The 17,510-nt window shown below is 67.1% G+C and carries 15 protein-coding genes; 5 read left to right on the forward strand and 10 right to left on the reverse strand.

The features are described 5' to 3' along the window. Entirely contained in the window at positions 1-732 is a 732-nt protein-coding gene (locus tag IP83_RS06405) for a LytTR family DNA-binding domain-containing protein (protein WP_054121383.1), read from the forward strand. Here IP83_RS06405 and IP83_RS06410 read toward each other — a convergent pair. Then, positions 729-2,237, reverse strand: a complete 1,509-nt coding sequence (locus tag IP83_RS06410) for a YifB family Mg chelatase-like AAA ATPase (RefSeq protein ID WP_054121384.1) — start codon at positions 2,235-2,237, stop codon at positions 729-731. The genes IP83_RS06405 and IP83_RS06410 overlap by 4 nt on opposite strands. 157 nt (positions 2,238-2,394) lie before the next feature. Between IP83_RS06410 and IP83_RS06415 the strand changes: the two genes are divergently transcribed. After that, on the forward strand, positions 2,395-3,087 hold the full coding sequence (locus IP83_RS06415) for a hypothetical protein (RefSeq protein WP_054121385.1): 693 nt from the start codon (positions 2,395-2,397) through the stop codon (positions 3,085-3,087). A gap of 275 nt (positions 3,088-3,362) precedes the next feature. On the opposite strand, the gene polA is transcribed toward IP83_RS06415, so the two are convergent. Continuing rightward, on the reverse strand, positions 3,363-6,215 hold the full coding sequence (polA, locus tag IP83_RS06420) for a DNA polymerase I (RefSeq protein ID WP_054121386.1): 2,853 nt from the start codon (positions 6,213-6,215) through the stop codon (positions 3,363-3,365). A 289-nt stretch (positions 6,216-6,504) separates the two neighbouring features. On the opposite strand from polA, the gene IP83_RS06425 reads away from it, so the two are divergent. Then, positions 6,505-6,699, forward strand: coding sequence for a hypothetical protein (locus IP83_RS06425; RefSeq protein WP_054121387.1), 195 nt, complete (start codon positions 6,505-6,507; stop codon positions 6,697-6,699). A gap of 152 nt (positions 6,700-6,851) precedes the next feature. On the opposite strand, the gene IP83_RS06430 is transcribed toward IP83_RS06425, so the two are convergent. Next, positions 6,852-7,829, reverse strand: coding sequence for a serine hydrolase (locus IP83_RS06430; protein WP_054121388.1), 978 nt, complete (start codon positions 7,827-7,829; stop codon positions 6,852-6,854). A 207-nt stretch (positions 7,830-8,036) separates the two neighbouring features. Here IP83_RS06430 and IP83_RS06435 point away from each other — a divergent pair, with 207 nt between their 5' ends. Both IP83_RS06435 and IP83_RS06440 read left to right on the forward strand, forming a co-directional pair. Further along, on the forward strand, positions 8,037-9,386 hold the full coding sequence (locus tag IP83_RS06435) for a phosphotransferase family protein (RefSeq protein WP_054121389.1): 1,350 nt from the start codon (positions 8,037-8,039) through the stop codon (positions 9,384-9,386). Further along, positions 9,383-10,684, forward strand: coding sequence for an acyl-CoA dehydrogenase family protein (locus tag IP83_RS06440; RefSeq protein ID WP_054121390.1), 1,302 nt, complete (start codon positions 9,383-9,385; stop codon positions 10,682-10,684). Before IP83_RS06435 ends, IP83_RS06440 begins: the two co-directional genes overlap by 4 nt. 4 nt (positions 10,685-10,688) lie before the next feature. On the opposite strand, the gene IP83_RS06445 is transcribed toward IP83_RS06440, so the two are convergent. The 7 genes from IP83_RS06445 to prfA form a co-directional block, all read right to left on the reverse strand. Further along, on the reverse strand, positions 10,689-11,030 hold the full coding sequence (locus tag IP83_RS06445) for a DUF86 domain-containing protein (protein WP_054121391.1): 342 nt from the start codon (positions 11,028-11,030) through the stop codon (positions 10,689-10,691). Beyond that, positions 11,030-11,320 (reverse strand): nucleotidyltransferase family protein, encoded by a 291-nt coding sequence (locus IP83_RS06450; protein ID WP_054121392.1) that lies wholly within the window; start codon positions 11,318-11,320, stop codon positions 11,030-11,032. The genes IP83_RS06445 and IP83_RS06450 overlap by 1 nt, the downstream gene beginning before the upstream one ends. Positions 11,321-11,612: 292 nt before the next feature. Beyond that, complete coding sequence (gene metK, locus IP83_RS06455; protein ID WP_054121393.1) at positions 11,613-12,818, reverse strand: methionine adenosyltransferase; 1,206 nt, start codon at positions 12,816-12,818, stop codon at positions 11,613-11,615. Between the two features lie 44 nt (positions 12,819-12,862). Then, positions 12,863-14,431, reverse strand: a complete 1,569-nt coding sequence (lnt, locus tag IP83_RS06460; protein ID WP_082364538.1) for an apolipoprotein N-acyltransferase — start codon at positions 14,429-14,431, stop codon at positions 12,863-12,865. Between the two features lie 36 nt (positions 14,432-14,467). After that, a complete protein-coding gene (locus IP83_RS06465; protein ID WP_054121394.1) occupies positions 14,468-15,331 on the reverse strand; it encodes a DUF4167 domain-containing protein in 864 nt (287 codons plus the stop codon). 285 nt (positions 15,332-15,616) lie between these two features. Then, entirely contained in the window at positions 15,617-16,447 is an 831-nt protein-coding gene (prmC, locus tag IP83_RS06470) for a peptide chain release factor N(5)-glutamine methyltransferase (protein WP_054121488.1), read from the reverse strand. Continuing rightward, complete coding sequence (prfA, locus tag IP83_RS06475) at positions 16,440-17,510, reverse strand: peptide chain release factor 1 (RefSeq protein WP_054121395.1); 1,071 nt, start codon at positions 17,508-17,510, stop codon at positions 16,440-16,442. The genes prmC and prfA overlap by 8 nt, the downstream gene beginning before the upstream one ends.

The raw sequence follows: 17,510 nt of genomic DNA on the forward strand, positions 1-17,510 counted from the left end.
ATGCGCACATTGATCGTCGATGATGAACCGCTTGCGGTGGAGCGCATGCAGATCCTCTGCGCGCGCATTCCCGCGCTCCATGTCGTCGGCACGGCCAGCGACGGTGCGGCGGCGCTGCGGCTGTGCGAAGCGCTCTCGCCCGAGCTCGTGCTGCTCGACATGACCATGCCCGAAGTCGATGGCCTCGGCGTTGCCCGCGGCCTTGCCCGCCTGTCCCCGCGTCCCGCCGTCATCTTCGTCACCGCGCACGATCACTTCGCGGTCGAAGCCTTCGATTGCGACGCGGTGGATTACGTCCTCAAGCCCGTCGCGCAAGACCGCCTCGAACGCGCCGTCGAGCGCGCGCTGGCCCGCCGCGACACTGCCACTACGCCCACCGAAGCCGCGCCTGCAGAAAGCCCGTGGATCGAGGAATTCTGGGTCCCCCACCGCAGCGAGCTGATCCGCGTTGCCGCCGGTGACATCGACCGCATCGACGCCGAGCGCGACTACGTGCGCCTTCATGTGGGCGCCCGCAGCTACCTCCTGCTCCACACCATCCAGCGCCTCGAAGACCGCCTCGACCCCGAACGCTTCATCCGCCTCCACCGCTCGACCATCGTGCGGCGGGATCGGATAGCTGGGCTGAAGCACGATGGGCTGGGGGTATGGTCGGCGCAGCTCGCGGATGGCGAACTGCTGCGCATCGGGCGGACGTATCTGGCGAAGGCCAAGGCGATGGCGGGACGCTAGCTTCTCGGCGCAATCCGCCGATAGCTCAGCGCCTCCGCCATATGCACCCGCCCCACCGTCTCCGCTCCTGCCAGGTCCGCAATCGTGCGCGCCACGCGCAGCATGCGGGTATAGCCGCGCGCGGATAGCCGCATCGCTTCCGCGGCCTGTGCCAGAAGCTTGCGCCCCGGCTCGTCCGGGGTCGCGTACTGATCGAGCAGATCGCCTTCCAGCTCGGCATTGGTGCGCCGCCCGCTGCCTTCGAGCCTTGCCGTCTGCACCCGCCGCGCTGCCGCCACGCGCGCGGCGACCGCGTCCGATCCTTCGGCGGGGGGCGGCAGGGCCAGATCGGCGGCGGACACGGGATCGACTTCGACATGCAAGTCGATCCGGTCGAGCAGCGGTCCCGAGACCTTCGACTGGTAATCCCCCGCACAGCGCGGCGCGCGGCTGCAGCCCAGCGCTGGATCGCCGAGGTACCCGCAGCGGCACGGGTTCATCGCCGCGACCAGCTGCACCCGCGCCGGAAAGGTCACATGCGCGTTGGCGCGTGCGACGGTGACTTCGCCCGTCTCCAGCGGCTGGCGCAGCGAATCGAGCACCGCGCGCTGGAATTCGGGCAGTTCGTCGAGGAACAGCACGCCGAGATGCGCGAGGCTGACTTCGCCGGGCCGCACCTTCAGCCCGCCGCCCGTCAGCGCCGCCATCGAAGCCGAATGGTGGGGTGCGCGGAACGGCCTCGCGCGGCTGATCCGGCCTTCCTCCAGCAGACCTGCGACCGAGGCCACCAGCGATGCTTCCAGCGCTTCCGAAGGCGTCAGTTCGGGCAGGATCCCCGGCAGGCAGGAGGCCATCAGCGACTTGCCCGCACCCGGAGGGCCGATCATCAGCAGATTGTGCCCGCCCGCCGCCGCGATCTCCAGCGCACGCTTGGCGGTTTCCTGCCCTTTCACTTGCCTGAGGTCCGCCCGCCGCTCCGGCGCGTCGACTTCGCCCGGTGCGGGAATCGGCAGGCGCATCGTGCCCTTGAGGTGGTTGAGCAGGCTGATCAGATCGGGCGCCGCGACCACTTCCACCCCGCTTGCCCAGCGTGCTTCCGCGCCTTGCGCCGCCGGGCAGATCAGCCCTTTCTCGATCCCGCTCGCATGAAGCGCGGCCAGCAGCACGCCGGGGCTCGCGATCACCCGGCCATCGAGCGCGAGTTCGCCCACCGCGACAAACTCCGCGACGGCTTCCAGATCGACCACGCCCATCGCCGCCAGCAGCGCCAGCGCAATGGGCAGGTCATAGTGCGAGCCTTCCTTGGGCAGGTCCGCCGGGGAAAGGTTCACCGTGATGCGCTTGGGCGGCAGCGCCAGCCCGAGTGCGGCGAGCGCCGAATGCACCCGCTCGCGGCTTTCACCCACCGCCTTGTCGGGCAGGCCGACGACGCGGAAAGTCGGCAGCCCCGGCGCGATCTGGCACTGCACTTCGACCGCGCGCGCCTCGAGCCCCAGATAGGCAACCGTGGATACCAGCGCGACCATACCAACCCCCAAGTCCGTTCGGCAGCCTAAGGTCGGGTCGGAGCGCGCGATAGGGGAAGGCGCGGGGTCTTGCCAAATCGGAGGCAAAAAGGTCTTAAGCGCGATTTACCGCGTTTTGCTGGAAAAGCGGCAAGCATGAGCGGATTATGAGCGCACCATGCTCCGACTCACTTGCGCCCTGCTGCTCAGTCTGGCCGCCGCGGCACCAGCCGCTGCGCAGCAGACGGCGACGCGTACCTGGGTCGATTCGCACGGCACCACCTGGACCGAAGTGACCACCACCCGCACGGTCACCGAGGAGCCGCGCAGCCAGCGCGTCGCGCGGGCGATCGAGGGCCTGCCCCGCTTCGGCCCCTTTGCGGTTGTCGATACGACCCACGCGGCGCTGGTGGGCGAGATCGACGACACGTCGCCCACTCTGTTTCGCGCCATGCTGCAGGCCCATCCGGGCATTCGCATGCTCGAACTCGTCGACTGCCCCGGTACAATCGACGATGGCGCGAACCTCACGCTCGGGCGGCTGATCCGGCGCCATGGCATCGCCACTGACGTGCCCTCAGGCGGCTCGGTGCGCTCGGGCGGGTTCGAGATCTTCCTCGCCGGCAAGACCCGCCACGCTGCGCCCGATGCCGAATTCGGCGTCCACGCGTGGAAGGACGAGCAAGGCCACCAGCCCGACGACTTCGCGCCCGATGAAGGCCCCAACAAGGCCTATCTCGATTACTACCGCGAAATGGGCCTCAGCGCCGAAGAAGCCGAGGGGCTCTATGCCCTCACCAATTCGGTGCCCAACGAGCAGATGCTCTGGCTCCACACCAAGGACATCAAGCCGTTCGTGAAGGTGGAATAGCGCGGCCTAGAGCCTGTCCTGTTTAGGTGGAGGCGTCGGCACGGAGCCGATTTTGGCCCAGCGCGAGGAGAGAGGAGGGAGCTATGTTCATGCATAGTGACCGACGATCAACGCTGCGCTGGGCCAAAATCGGCCCGCCCCTTCGGGGTCGCGTCAGGAAGCCCGCTGGACAGCGTCACGTCGCTGGCACGGGCTACCAGTCCGCACTGCGCGCCGTTCCTTGCCAGCAGGCTTCCTAACGCGATGACGATGCCTTCACCTAAACAGGACAGGCTCTAGTGCGCCGCGCCCCAGCTGGGTCCGGTGCCGATCTCCACGCCCAGCGGCACCGTCAGCTTGACCGCCGGTTCCGCCGCACCTGCCATTACCGCTTCGATCACCGCGCGCGCTGCCGCCACATCGGCTTCGGGCAGTTCGAACACCAGTTCGTCGTGCACCTGCAGCAGCATGCGCACGTGGCCCAATCCCGCCGCCGCCAGCGCCGGGTTCATCCGCGCCATCGCGCGCTTGATGATATCCGCGCTGGTGCCCTGGATCGGCGCGTTGATCGCCGCGCGCTCGCTGCCCTGCCGCTCGGCCTGGTTCTTCGAATTGATGCGCGGGAACCACGTCTTGCGGCCGAACAGCGTCTCGGAATAGCCACGCGCACGGACGCTTTCCAACGTCTCATGGATGTAGCGCTGGATTCCGGGAAACCGCTCGAAGTAGCGGTCGATCATCGCCTGCGCTTCATCCGCCGTCACGCCCAGCCGCCCGGCGAGGCCCCAGCGGCTGATGCCGTAGAGGATCGCGAAGTTGATCGTCTTCGCCCGTCCGCGCGTGTCGCGGTCGACCGTGCCGAACAGCTCCTGCGCGGTGCGCGCGTGGATGTCCTGACCTGCCGCGAAGGCTTCCTTGAGCGCCGGAACATCGGCCATGTGCGCTGCGAGCCGCAGCTCGATCTGGCTATAGTCTGCCGCCAGCAGCACATTGCCGGGTTCGGCCACGAACGCGTCGCGGATCTGGCGCCCGATCTCGGTGCGGATCGGGATGTTCTGCAGGTTGGGCTCATTCGAGGAAAGCCGCCCCGTCTGCGCGCCGACCAGACTGTAGCTGGTGTGCACGCGGCCGGTGGCGGGATTGATCGCGGCCTGCAGCGCGTCGGTATAGGTCGACTTGAGCTTCGACAGCTGGCGCCACTCCAGTACCAGGGTCGCCACTTCCGCCCCCTGCGCAGCAAGGCCTTCGAGCACCGACTGGTCGGTTGAATATTGCCCGGTCTTGCCCTTCTTCCCGCCTTTGTAGCCCAGCTTGTCGAACAGGATTTCGCCCAACTGCTTGGGGCTGCCAATGGTGAAGGGCTGGCCGGCCTTCTCGTGGATCACGGTTTCAAGGCCCGCGATCGTCTCGGCAAACTGCGATGAAAGCCCCGCCAGCCGCTCGCGGTCGACGCGGATGCCGTGCCGCTCCATGCCCGCAACCACCGGCACCAGCGGCCGGTCGACTCGCTCGTAGATGCGCGTGCCGCCTTCCTCTGCGAGACGCGGCGCCAGAAGCCGGTGGAGCCGCCAGGTGACTTCCGCGTCCTCCGCCGCATAGCGCGTCGCATCTGCCAGCGGCACTTCGGCGAACGAGATCGCCTTCTTGCCGGTTCCGCACAGGTCCTTGAAGGTCATGGTCGTGTGGCCAAGGTGGCGGGCAGACAATTCATCCATGCCATGCCCGGCAATCCCGGTCTCGCCGCGCCCGGCATCGAGGCAGAAGCTCATCACCATCGTGTCGTCGATGGGGCTGACCATGATGCCGTAGCGGGCCAGCACGTTCAGATCGTACTTGATGTTCTGCCCGATCTTGAGCACCGCATCGCTTTCGAGCAGCGGCTTCAGGAGCGCCAGCGCCGCCTCGCGCGGGGCTTGGACTGGTGCTTCAGCGAACATGTCGCTGCCCCGGTGACCGAGCGGGATGTAGCAGGCATCGCCCGGCCCGAGCGCAAGGCTCACGCCGACAAGATCCGCCTGCATCGCATCGAGCGCGCTGGTCTCGGTGTCGACCGCCACGACCCGCGCCGCCTCTGCCCGCGCGACCCATGCGGCGATGTCTTCCAGCGTCTGCAGGCAGCGGTAGCCGGCCAGATCGATCGCGGGCCAGTCCGGCAGGCTCTGCCGCGTTTCCGCCGCGCCCGCCGGGTTCGGGGATGGCGCGCCGCCCGCAGCAGGCGCTTCCACCGGCGCGGTGCCCAGTTTGCGCAGCAGGCTGGTAAAGCCGTGCTCGGACAGGAACGCCGCCAGCGGATCGGGCGGGATCGCTGTCAGCTCGAAGGCATCGAGCGGCAGCGGCAACGGGCAATCCTCCTTCAGCTGGACGAGCTGGCGCGAAAGGCGGGCCATGTCGGCCTGTTCGATCAGGCTGTCGCGCAGCTTGCCGGGCTTCATCGTCGGTGCGGCGGCCAGCGCACCTTCCAGCGTGCCGTGTTCCTGGATCAGCTTGGTCGCGGTCTTGGGGCCGATGCCGCGAATGCCGGGCACGTTGTCCACCGCATCGCCCATCAGCGCCAGCACATCGCCGACGCGCTCGGGCTCGACGCCGAACTTCTCTATCACCTCGGGCAAGTCGATGCGCTGGTTCTTCATCGTATCGAGCATGTCGATATAGCCGCCGCCTGCGTGCGGCCGCCCGACGAGCTGCATCAGGTCCTTGTCCGACGAGACGATAGTCACGTTCCACCCGCGCTCCGCCGCCGCCAGCGAGTAGGATGCGATGAGGTCGTCTGCCTCCAGCCCCTCTTCCTCGATGCAGGCCAGGCTGAACGCGCGCGTCGCATCGCGGATGAGCGGGAACTGCGGGACGAGGTCTTCGGGCGGCGGCGGGCGGTTCGCCTTGTACTGGTCATAGAGATCGTTGCGGAAGGTGATCGAACCCTTGTCGAGGATCACCGCAAGGTGCGTCGGTCCGTCCGCCTTGTGCAGGTCCTCCGCCAGTTTCCACAGCATTGTGGTATAGCCATAGACCGCGCCGACCGGCACGCCCGCCGGATTGGTCAGCGGCGGCAGGCGGTGGTAGGCGCGGAAGATATAGGCCGAACCGTCGATCAGATAGAGGTGGCGCTGGGCGGAATCGAGCGGCGGCGCGGCGTCTGCGGTGGTGTCCATGTCCGCTCTGGTAGCGCCTCGCCCCCGTCAGCGGAAGCGCCCGATGTTGCGGCGCTGCAGCGATGACAGGGTGATTCATGCGGTCTGAATGCGCTCTCTTGCCCCGCCAAGGCGTGGCAAAAATTGTTATATTTCAGAAAATTAACGGCTCTATGACGGGATTGCTGCTCCTAAGACTTGCAAGCAGGTGAATTGCCGATTAATTGGGGCGAGAAGTCTACCGCCAGAGTAGGCTTTGCGGCGGGCTGCGGGCCCGGCGCGGTCCACTTCAATCCAGGGATTGTAACGCATGCGCAAGCTCCTCCTCGCCGCTGTCGCCGGCACTGCCTTCGCTCTCGCCGGTTGCTCGGAAAAGGCTCCTGAAGCCCCCGCCACCGAAGCCGCCATGGAATCGACTGAAGCCGCTATGGACGCTTCGGCTGCTCCGTCGGAAGACGCTTCGGCTCCGGCTGCTGACGCTTCGAGCGAAGCCGCGAAGATGTAATCAAGCCCGCAAGGGTTTGATAGAGATAGAGGGGCGTGGCCACTGCAGTGGCTGCGCCCCTTCTCTTTTGTGCCCGTTCTCTTTTGTGCATGCAGCGCGCACGCTAGGCCGCGCTCCGCATCACAGCGGGCAATTGCCGACATACTGGAAAATCAGCGGCGCGCCGTCTCGAAGCTCGCCGGCAGCGGCGGCTGGCTGTAGCCATCGTAGAGCACGCGGGCGATCTGCGCGATCAGCCCGGCGTGGGCGGTGTGGCCCTCGGGCCCCGTCACGAAAATCGCGATGGCAAGGTGCCGCCCATCGGGCAAGCGCACGATGCCGACATCGTCGGTCACGCCCGCCAGCGTCCCCGTCTTGTGCGCAAACACCACGCCTTCGGGCAGGCCGCTGCGAATGCGGTTCTTGCCGGTGCTCGTGCGGGTCATCGTATCGAGCAGCACCGCCCGGCTTTCCGGGCTCAGCGCGCCGCCGCGGTCGATCGCGGCGAGCAGCTGGACCATCGCGCGCGGCGTGCTGCTCGTGCGGGTGTCGATCGTCGTCACCGGATTGACCCGCCCGTCGTCACGCACCAGTGTCGCCATCGTGTGATCGAGGTGCTGGCCCGTCACGCCGATGCGGTTGAGCCAGGTGTTCACCGCACCGATCCCGCCGACAGCGGCAATCAGTCCATCGGTCGCATGGTTGTCGCTGCGCGTGATGGAAAGCTCCATCAGGCTCTGCGCGGACATCACCATGCCGGGGCGCACCGCAGCAACCGTGCCGCGCGAGCTTGCGGCTTCGGCGACGGGCACCATCATCGGGAACTGCTGATCGAGCCGCAGGCGGCCCTGCTCCACGCCGGAAAGATAGGTGGCCGCCACAGCGATCTTCGCCGTGCTGGCCATCGGAAACGGCATGTCGCCGTTGATCATGATCTGCCCGCCGCCATCGAGATCGACCGCCGCGACGCCGATGCGCCCGCGTCCTTGCGCCACGATTGCAGAGACTTGTTGCTCGATCGCCGCGTCACGCGCGTTCTGAAGCGAGGTCCCCGGGCGCGCTGCGGCAGGGGCCGAGACAAGCGCAAGCGGCGCAGCGCACCAAAGCGCAACTGCGACCCATTTGCCCATCATCTTGATGCCGGAAGCCATGATCCCCCTTAGCCGACAATCCCTTTAGGATGTATTAGTACCCTAACCTATTGGGATTCCCCGGCAAGCACTGTTCCCGCAGGTGGTCGTACCTGCCGCCCGTCTTGCCGTGCAGATGGGGTGCTAGACATTAACCGCGCGATTAATGATAGTGGCGCGAGCAACAGCAAAGCGAATAGCCCGGTGCAAAGCGGGCAAGAGGAGCGGATGACGGCGGAGTCCCAGCAAGCCCTGGCCGAGGGCCTTCAGCGGGTGATGGCGCGCGCCAGTCGTCTCGGCCCGGTGACGGACCTGCTGCGCCTGTCCGGCGGTGCCAACATGCAAAGCTGGCGCTTCGAGGTCGGCGGGGAAGCCTTCGTCCTGCGCCGGGCGCCCTCCGCCGAATGGGTCGCGGGCCGCGCGCTCGACATGGCCAGGGAAGCCGCGGTGATCCGCTGCGCGCAGGCAAACGGTGTTCCCGCCCCCGAAGTGGTCGCCGAACTCGAACCGCAGGATGATATCGGCCTCGGCTTCATCATGCGCTGCGTGCCGGGCTCGCCCGATCCGGATAACGCGCTGTCCTCCCCGCCCGCGCTGCTCGCTGAAATCGCCGCTGCGATGGCCAAGGTCCACGCGCTCGATCCCGCCGCGCTGCCATTCCTGCCTGTGCTCGAACCGGCCGCCGGCGTCGAAGGCCTTGCCGCGCAGTTTGCCGAGGCAGGCGGCGACCGCCCCGCCATCGCGCTCGGCCTCGCCTGGCTGCGCGCCAATCTGCCGCCACCGGCACCGCTCAGCGTGCTCCACGGCGATCTGCGCATCGGCAACATCATGGTCGATGGCGGGCACCTGTCGGCCCTGCTCGATTGGGAACTCGCCCACCTCGGCGATGCGCACGAGGACCTCGCGTTCGGCTGCATGACCGTCTGGCGCTTCGGCCGGCTCGACAAGCGCGGCTTCGGGTTGGGCACCATTGAAGACCTCGCCCGCGCCTATGAAGCAGCGGGCGGCACCGCCTTCGAACCCGCCCGCTTCCGCTTCTGGCTGATCTACCGCACGGTGTGGTGGGCGCTTTCCGCGCTCTCGATGGGCAAAGGCTGGCGCAGCGGGGCCGATCGCTCGCTCGAACGCGTCGTGGTGGCGCGGCGCGCGGCGGAGCAGGATCTCGATCTGCTGCTCCTGCTCGAAACCGAAGCCCCCGAAACGGAGCGCGCGCGGCCCCTGCCGCCGCCCTCATCCGCGCCGCCCGCTGGCGAAGGCGAGCCCAGCGCCGCCGAAATCCTCACAGCTGTTTCCGAATGGCTCGCCGCCACCGTGAAGCCGCACATGGCCGCCGGGCGCGAGCGCTTCGAACTCGCCGTCGCGCAGAACGCGCTCGGCATTGTCCGCCGCGAACTGGCTGGTCGGCCGGACCCCCACGACAAGGCGCTGTGCGAGGCCATTCTGGCCGGCCGCACCACGCTGGCGCAGCCCGGCCTCCTCGCCGATCTGCGCCGCCGCGTGCTCGATACGCTGGCGGCCGACATGCCGAAATACCCTGCGCTCAACGAAGCGCGCCGCATTTGGGAGAGCACACCATGAACTTCGATCTGCCGCAGGAGCTTGTCGACTACCTCGCCGAACTCGACACCTTCATCGAGGCCGAGATCAAGCCGCTCGAGCAGGCGGACGACAACATCCGCTTTTTCGACCACCGCCGCGAATGGGCGCGCACCGATTTCGAGGATCAGGGCCTGCCGCGCCACGAATGGGAAGCCCTCCTGATCGAGGCCACCCGCCGCGCCGATGCCGCCGGCCACTGGCGCTTCTCCGCGCCCAAGAAGTACGGCGGCAAGGATGGCAAGAACCTCTGGATGGCAGTGATCCGCGAGCATTTCGCGGCCAAGGGCCTCGGCCTCCACAACGATCTCCAGAACGAGCATTCGATCGTCGGGAACTTCCCGTTCGTGAACATGTTCGAGCACTTCGGCACGCCCGAGCAGCAGGAGGAGTTCATCCTCGGCGGCTTCGCGCGTACCCGCCGCGTCTCCTTCGGCCTCACCGAAGCGCGGCACGGCTCGGACGCGACGCACATGGAAACCCGCGCGGTGCGCGAGACTCGCGACGGCGTCCCCGGCTGGCGCATCGACGGCGAGAAGATGTGGATCACCGGCATGCACGTCGCCAGCCACTGCGCGGTCTTCGCGCGCACCGCAGGCGAGCCGGGCGACGCGCGCGGCATCACCTGTCTCCTCGTGCCCAATCCCTCGCCGGGGCTGGTGATCGAGGAATACATGTGGACCTTCAACATGCCGACGGACCACCCGCGCCTTTCGCTCACCAATGTCTGGGTGCCGGAATCCGCGATGCTCGGGCCGGAAGGCGGCGGCCTCGCCATCGCGCAGAGCTTCGTCCACCAGAACCGCATCCGCCAGGCGGCCTCGTCACTCGGCGCCGCGACGTTCTGCGTCGAGGAAGCGGTGCGTTATGCGCGGGAACGCAAGCCCTTCGGCGAGGAACTTGCGCGCAATCAGGCGATCCAGTTCCCGCTGGTCGAACTCGCCACCCAGTGCGAGATGCTGCGCCTTCTCATCCGCAAGACGGCGTGGGAAATGGACCGTCTCGAAGCCGAAGAAGGCGGCCACAAGCGCATCGAGCGCGAGCTCTCCGACAAGGTCTCGATGTGCAACTACTGGGCGAACCGCCTCGTCTGCGAAGCGGCAGACCGCGCGATGCAGGTCCACGGCGGCATCGGCTATTCGCGCCACAAGCCGTTCGAGCATATCTACCGCCACCACCGCCGATACCGCATCACCGAAGGCGCGGAGGAAATCCAGATGCGCAAGGTCGGCGCGTACCTGTTCGGCTATCTCGGGCCGCGCAAGGGGATGTTCGGGTAGGCGGCTACTCGGACAACCCTTTCAGCTGATCGAGAAGTGCCGGCAGGGCGCTGCGCAAGGTTTCCCAAACAATGTCCAGATTGATGTCGTAATAGCCATGCGCGATCCGGTTCCGCATGCCCCGGATCGCGCGCCATTCGATGTGACTGTGCGCGTCCGTAAGCTCGGCATGCTGATCCATCAGCTTGGTTGCTGCCTCGCCAATGATCACAAGGTTCAGGATCACCGCCTGCTGCGTGCGCTTGTCGACGAGGAAGTCGTTATGCTCCATGCCCTCGGTGTAGGTCAGAGCTTGCTCTGCGGCTTCGCGCATATGTTTCAGCAGGTCGTGCGCAGAAAGCGCCATCAGATCGGGCGCGCCTCGGCGGTGACCTGCTCGCGAAATTCGGGGGCGATATCTTCGGGTGTCAGCAGGTCCACCGGCGCACCGAGCAGGTCTTCAAGATCCGCCTGAAGACCGCCGAGGTCGAACAGCGTTGCCCCGGGAAGAGGATCGACAAGAATGTCGAAATCGCTCCGCGCGGTTGCTTGCCCTCGCAGTACCGACCCGAACAGGCGCGGATTTGCGGCGCGCCGCTTTGCCGCGAGTGCGATCACGGCGGCGCGGTGGCGGGTCAGGATGCTGATATGATCCATGGCAGCGAATCTATGGGGCTCTGGAATGGAGTGCAAGGTGCAGGTCGAACAGCCTCGCCGAACTCCATTTTCCTACACGGCTGCAATCTGGCACAAGCGTGTCCGGCCCTCGGCCTCCCGCTCTTTGCTATCGTCGTTTCGCCCATGCACGCTTTTCCGCACAAAGTGTCATGTGTCACCTTGTGCGGAAATCGTGCTTTTGGATCAGCTGTTTAAGGCGCATTTCGAAAAGCGACACGGTGTCGCTTTTGTCGCTTTTCTTCCAACATTCGCGCCGCCGGCCAGGCCTTGATCAGGCGAACGCAGCCTTGAGATCGTCGACCAGATCGAGGCGCTCCCACGGGAAGAAGTCGCCGTCTGCCTTGCGGCCGAAGTGGCCGTAAGCAGCGGTCGGCTGGTAGATCGGCTTGTTGAGGCCCAGGTGCGTGCGGATCGCGCGCGGGGTCAGGCCGCCGAGCTTAGCAATGGCCTTGATTGCTTCCTCGATCTTGTCGTCGCCCACCGTGCCGGTGTCATGCGTGTCGACATAGAGCGAGAGCGGCTCGGACACGCCGATCGCATAGGCGATCTGGATCGTGCAGCGCGTCGCAAGGCCCGAGGCGACCACGTTCTTGGCGAGGTAGCGCGTGATATAGGCCGCCGAACGGTCGACCTTGGTCGGGTCCTTGCCCGAGAACGCGCCGCCGCCGTGCGGGGCCGCGCCGCCGTAGGTGTCGACGATGATCTTGCGGCCGGTCAGGCCCGCGTCGCCATCGGGACCGCCGATCTCGAACGAGCCGGTCGGGTTGATGTAGTACTTGGTCTCGCGCAGCAGCACCGGCGGGATCACCTCGGCGACCACGCGCTTCACGTAGGCGTGGAGTTCGGCTTCCTTCTCGCCTTCGTCATAGCCCGGCGCATGCTGGGTCGAGACGACGACCGCCGTCGCGGCGACGGGGAGCGAGCCCTCGTAGCGCAGCGTGACCTGGCTCTTGGCATCCGGCTCGAGGAACGGTGCCGCGCCGGAGTGGCGGTCAGCCGCCATGCGCTCGAGGATCTTGTGGCTGTAGTACAGCGTCGCCGGCATCAGGTCGGGCGTCTCGTCGGTCGCGTAGCCGAACATGATGCCCTGGTCGCCTGCGCCTTCGTCCTTGTTGTCCGCCGCGTCGACGCCCTGCGCGATGTGCGCGGACTGGCCGTGGAGGCGGTTGATGAACTCGAACTTCTCCCAGTGGAAGCCGTCCTGCTCATAGCCGATGCGCTTGACCGTCTCGCGCACGGTCTTCTCGATCTCTTCCTGCGCGCCCGGCGCCCATTTGCCGTCCTCGTAGACGCCCTTGCAGCGGATTTCGCCCGCCAGCACCACCAGCTGCGTCGTCGTCAGCGTCTCGCAGGCAATGCGCGCTTCGGGGTCCTTGGAGAGGAAGAGGTCCACGATGCCGTCGCTGATCTGGTCGGCAACCTTGTCCGGGTGGCCTTCGGAAACGCTTTCGGACGTGAACAGATAATCGGTGCGCATGAGGGGCGTCCTGTATGATATAAAGAAAGCTTTATGTGGCCTCCCTAGCGTCCTCCGCGCCGCCTTGCAACCACGAGCGCAGTCCCGATCAGCAACAGCGCCCACGCAAGCGCCAGCCGGTTGCCGAGCCGCGCGAACAGTGTCGGCGCGTGTGCCGGCGGCACCATGCCATCGATCCGGCCCGCGCTGAGGCGCGGCACGGACTGGCGGACCACACCGTCGGCATCGATCACGGCGCTGATGCCGGTGGTCGTGGCGCGCAGGACCGGGAGCCCTTCTTCGATCGCGCGCATGCGGGCCTGCGCCAGATGCTGCGGCGGGCCCCAGGCGCCGAACCAGCCGTCGTTCGAGGGGTTGAAGATGTAGTCCGGCCGGTGCGCTCGGTCGGCCACTTCGCCGGAGAAGATGATCTCGTAGCAGATCTGCACGCCCGCCTTGCCTTGGACTCCCATGTCCAGCGTCTGCGGTCCCGGGCCGGGGAGAAAATCGAGGCTGCCCGAAACCAGCCGCGAAAGACCCAGCGGCGCGAGCCATGCGCGCATCGGCAGGTATTCGCCGTAGGGCACCAGATGTGCCTTGGCATAACTGCCCCGTATCGCGCCGCCTGCGTCCAGCGCGGTGACGACGTTGCGTGCACCCGTGACCTCGCCTCGCTCCATCACGAGATCGGTTGCGCCGGTCAGGAGCAGGCTGCCGGGGCCGATCACCCGCCCGATCCGTGCGCGGGCCAGCGCAGGATCTGCGCCGAAGGTGGTCGCATTGTAGAAGAACTGCGGATAGCCGGGCCGGAGATAGTCGGGCAGCCCGCCTTCGGGCCACAGCACGATTCTGGTCGATCCCGGCTTCGGCGTGAGCGAAAGGCGCGCGATGCCTTGGAACTGGCCTTCGTACTGGCTCGGATCGTTGATCGTGTCCTGCCCGATGTTGGGCTGGACAAGGGTATAGGCAAGATACCCCTCGCCGCCCTTGCCGTGCCAAGGCAGCATCATGAGCGCGGCGGGAAGTGCCGCCGTCATCGCGGCTACGTGGAGCTTGCCCGCCTTTGCTGTCCGCCATGCCATCAGCCAGACACCGGCGAGCAGCATGACGATGCCGGACAAGGCATATGTTCCGGTCCACGGCGCGATTGCGGCCAGGCCAGGCCGTCCGAACCCGCCCAGCGCCACCATCGCGAGCGGGTTCCACGCAAAGCCGGTGAACAGCGTGGCGCGCAGGTACTCGGCGATGATCCAGCATCCCGCAAAGGCCGGGAGCGGCGCCGCCTTGAAGCGCTTCGCCAGCCATTTGGCGAGGAAGGCGGCCAGTGCCGGATAGATCGCAAGGTAGATCGCCAGCAGCACGACCGCGATCCAGCCGAGCCAGGCGGGCATGGCTGCCTGATAAGTGAACGCCATGGCAATCCAGTTGTTGCCGAGCGTGAAGTAGCCGAGCCCGAACAGCCAGCCCGCCAGCGCGGAGCGGCGAGCCGAACCGGCCTGCTCGATCCGGTGGATCAGGAAGGCCAGCGCCGCCAGCGTGGAGGGCCACAGCGCGAGCGGCTGGAAGCCCGTCGCGGCCAGAGCGCCCGCGCCGATCAGCGCGAGCGGGGCGAAGCGCTTTGTAGTTACCGGCACGCCGCGGCCTCGCTCAGGCGCTGCGAAAGGCCGCGATCAGCCTTCCGCCGCTTCCGGCAGCGGGTTCTTGCGCGGACGGCCCCGACGCTTGGGCGCAGGTGCTTCCGTTGCCGCAGGAGGTGCTTCGGCCGCGGGCGCTTCCTCGGCCGGCTCGGGTTCCGGGGCTGCACGCACGCCGATCGCGGGCGGCAGGCTCATCGGATCGAGCGCGGCGGCAGGTGCTTCTTCGGTCTCGCGCCGGGGGCGGCGGTCGCTGCGCGGACGCAGACCACGCTGCGAGCGGCTCTCGCGAACGAAGGGATTGTCAGCCGCATCGGTGATCGGCTCGCCTTCGTCTGCGCGGACCATGCCTTCGGCTACGGGCGCCGGTTCGAAACGCGGACGCTGGTTTTCGCGCGGCTCGCGGTTTTCGCGCTGCTCACGCGGTTCGCGGTACTCGCGCTGATCGCGGTTTTCGCGCGGCTCGCGATTGTCACGGGGCTCACGGTTGTCGCGCGCTTCGCGCTGCTGGTTATCACGCGACTCGCGGTTCTCGTCGCGGCGGCTTTGCGGGCGATCGAAGGCGGGGAAGTCGTTGTCCATCGAGAAGTCGGTGCCGTCGTCTTCTCCTTCCGCCTCGCTCCAGCGTTCGCCGTTGGGGCGCTGGCGCTGCTCGTCGATCCGGGTGCGGCTGTCGGCGATGACGCGGAAATAGTGGTCCGCGAACTGCAGGTAGTACTCCGCCTGCACACGGTCGCCGTTGAGGTGGGCGTCCTGCGCCAGCTTGCGATACTTTTCGAGCATCTGGGGCGCATTGCCCCGAGCGCGGCTGTCGATGCGGTTGAGCTGCTGGCCGCCACCCTGCGGGCGGTTGTTGTTCCCGCGACCGCGCCGGCGGTTGTTCCCACGATTGTTGTTCAAGTGAGGCACTTTCCTGTTCTGGTGCAACCTTGACCCCGTTCTTTTCAACGTGGGCCTGACGTGGCGCAACTCCTGGGTCTGGACTGCATGACCCCGCTGCCGCGCATCCTCCACCACGAATGCTGCCATTCGCGGTGTCCAGCATCTGCGCGTTGCCAGCCTGCCCTGCCGGCGATCGATGCAAATGGTGGAGTGAGCCGGGACGGGAAGCCTTCATCCGTCGCCCTGCCTAAGCATGTGATTAGGGGCGCAGCGCCGCCTTGCCAAGCAAAATGTTTGCCCGTTTCACGCCATTTCGACTGCACGTGGCCTGCCTGCGAGGTCCGGATGGACTTTGGCGCCAAGCCCGGCCTCCCGGGCCAGCGCCGAAACAGCATCGCCTTGCCTTGCCCCGATCTCGAACATCGCGGTGCCTCCGGGGGCGAGCAGGTGCGGAATCGCCGGGATCAGCAGACGGTAGTCGTCGAGGCCATCGGGTCCGGCGAACAGCGCTTCGGCAGGCTCGTGCGCGCGGACGGAAGGCGCCAGTTCGGCGTCCTCTTCGACGTAGGGCGGGTTGGCGAGGATCAGGTCGAACCGGCCGAGATCACTACCCCACCCGCCTTGCGTCCAGTCGCCAGCGATGATGCGAGCGCGCGATGCGAGGTCATTGGTTTCGGCATTGCGGGCAGCCACCTCCCGCGCCGCGCCGGAGCGTTCGAGGCCTATCCCCTGCGCCTCAGGCCAGATCGTCAGCGCGGCCAGCAGCAGCGCGCCGGAGCCGGTGCCGAGATCGAGGATGCGCTTTGTCGGCTGGCCTTCGCGTGCAAGTCTGGCCGCTTCGATCACCATCTCGCTGTCCCCGCGCGGGATCAGCACGGCAGGGCCGACTTCGAGATCGAGGCCATAAAAGGGTTGCGAGCCAAGGATATAGGCGATCGGTTCGTGGTTCAGGCGGCGGTCCAGAATGGACGTGAAGCTTGCTGGAGGTCCGGAATGGAGGTGCCGCAGCAGCAGTTCTGTGCGCGAAACGCCGAGCGCATGCGCCATCAACAGTTCGGCATCGAGCCGCGCCGTGTCGCTGGTGGCCGAGAGCCGCTCGGTGGCCTCACGCAGCGCAGAGCGGATATCAGGCATCGAGCGCGGCGAGGCGCTTGACCTGATCTTCGGCGGCGAGCGCATCGATCAGTTCGCCAAGCCCGGGGCCTTCGAGAATCTCGGGCAGGCGGTGCAGGGTGAGGTTGATGCGGTGATCGGTGACGCGGCCTTGCGGGAAGTTGTAGGTGCGGATGCGTTCGGAGCGGTCGCCCGAGCCGACCATCGCCTTGCGCGCTTCGGCCTCGGCGCCCTGAGCCTCATCGCGCATCTTCTCGTAGAGCCGCGCGCGCAAGACCTGCATCGCCTTGGCCTTGTTCTTGTGCTGGCTGCGCTCGTCCTGACAAGTCACGACAAGGCCGGTGGGCAGGTGCGTGATGCGCACGGCGGAGTCGGTGGTGTTGACGTGCTGCCCGCCCGCACCCGAGGCGCGGTAGATATCGATCTTGAGATCCTTGTCCTCGATCGCGACATCGACTTCATCGGGCTCCGGCAGCACCGCGACGGTCGCCGCGCTGGTGTGGATGCGCCCGCCGCTTTCGGTAACGGGTACACGCTGCACGCGGTGGACCCCGCTTTCGTACTTGAGCTTGGCGAACACGCCTTGTCCGGCGACGTTGGCGACGACTTCCTTGAAGCCGCCGATCTCGTTGGCGTTGGCCGAGACCATCTCGACCCGCCAACCCTGCTCGGCCGCGAAGCGCTCGTACATGCGGAAGAGATCGGCGGCGAACAGGGCGGCCTCGTCGCCCCCGGTCCCGGCCCGGATTTCGAGCATCGCAGGGCGGCTGTCGGCGCTGTCGCGCGGCAGCATGGCGATGGCCAGCGTGCGCTCGGCAACGGGCAATTCGGCGCGGAGGTGGGCGATTTCCTCTTCGGCGAGGGCCCGCATCTCCGGATCGGGGTCGGTGCTTGAGGACAGCGCGGCGAGCTCGCTCCGCATCGCGCTGACATGCGCGGCCGCGCGGGCGACAGGTTCCAGTTCGGCGTAGTCTCGGCTCGCCGCGACAAACGCCGGGCCTTCAAGCGTGCCCGAAGCCAGCCGCGCTTCGAGTTCAGCGAAGCGGGATGCGATTTGAGCGAGGCGGGTGTCGGAGACGCTCAC

The organism is Novosphingobium sp. AAP93 (assembly GCF_001296055.1).
In the GTDB taxonomy this organism is placed as follows: domain Bacteria; phylum Pseudomonadota; class Alphaproteobacteria; order Sphingomonadales; family Sphingomonadaceae; genus Novosphingobium.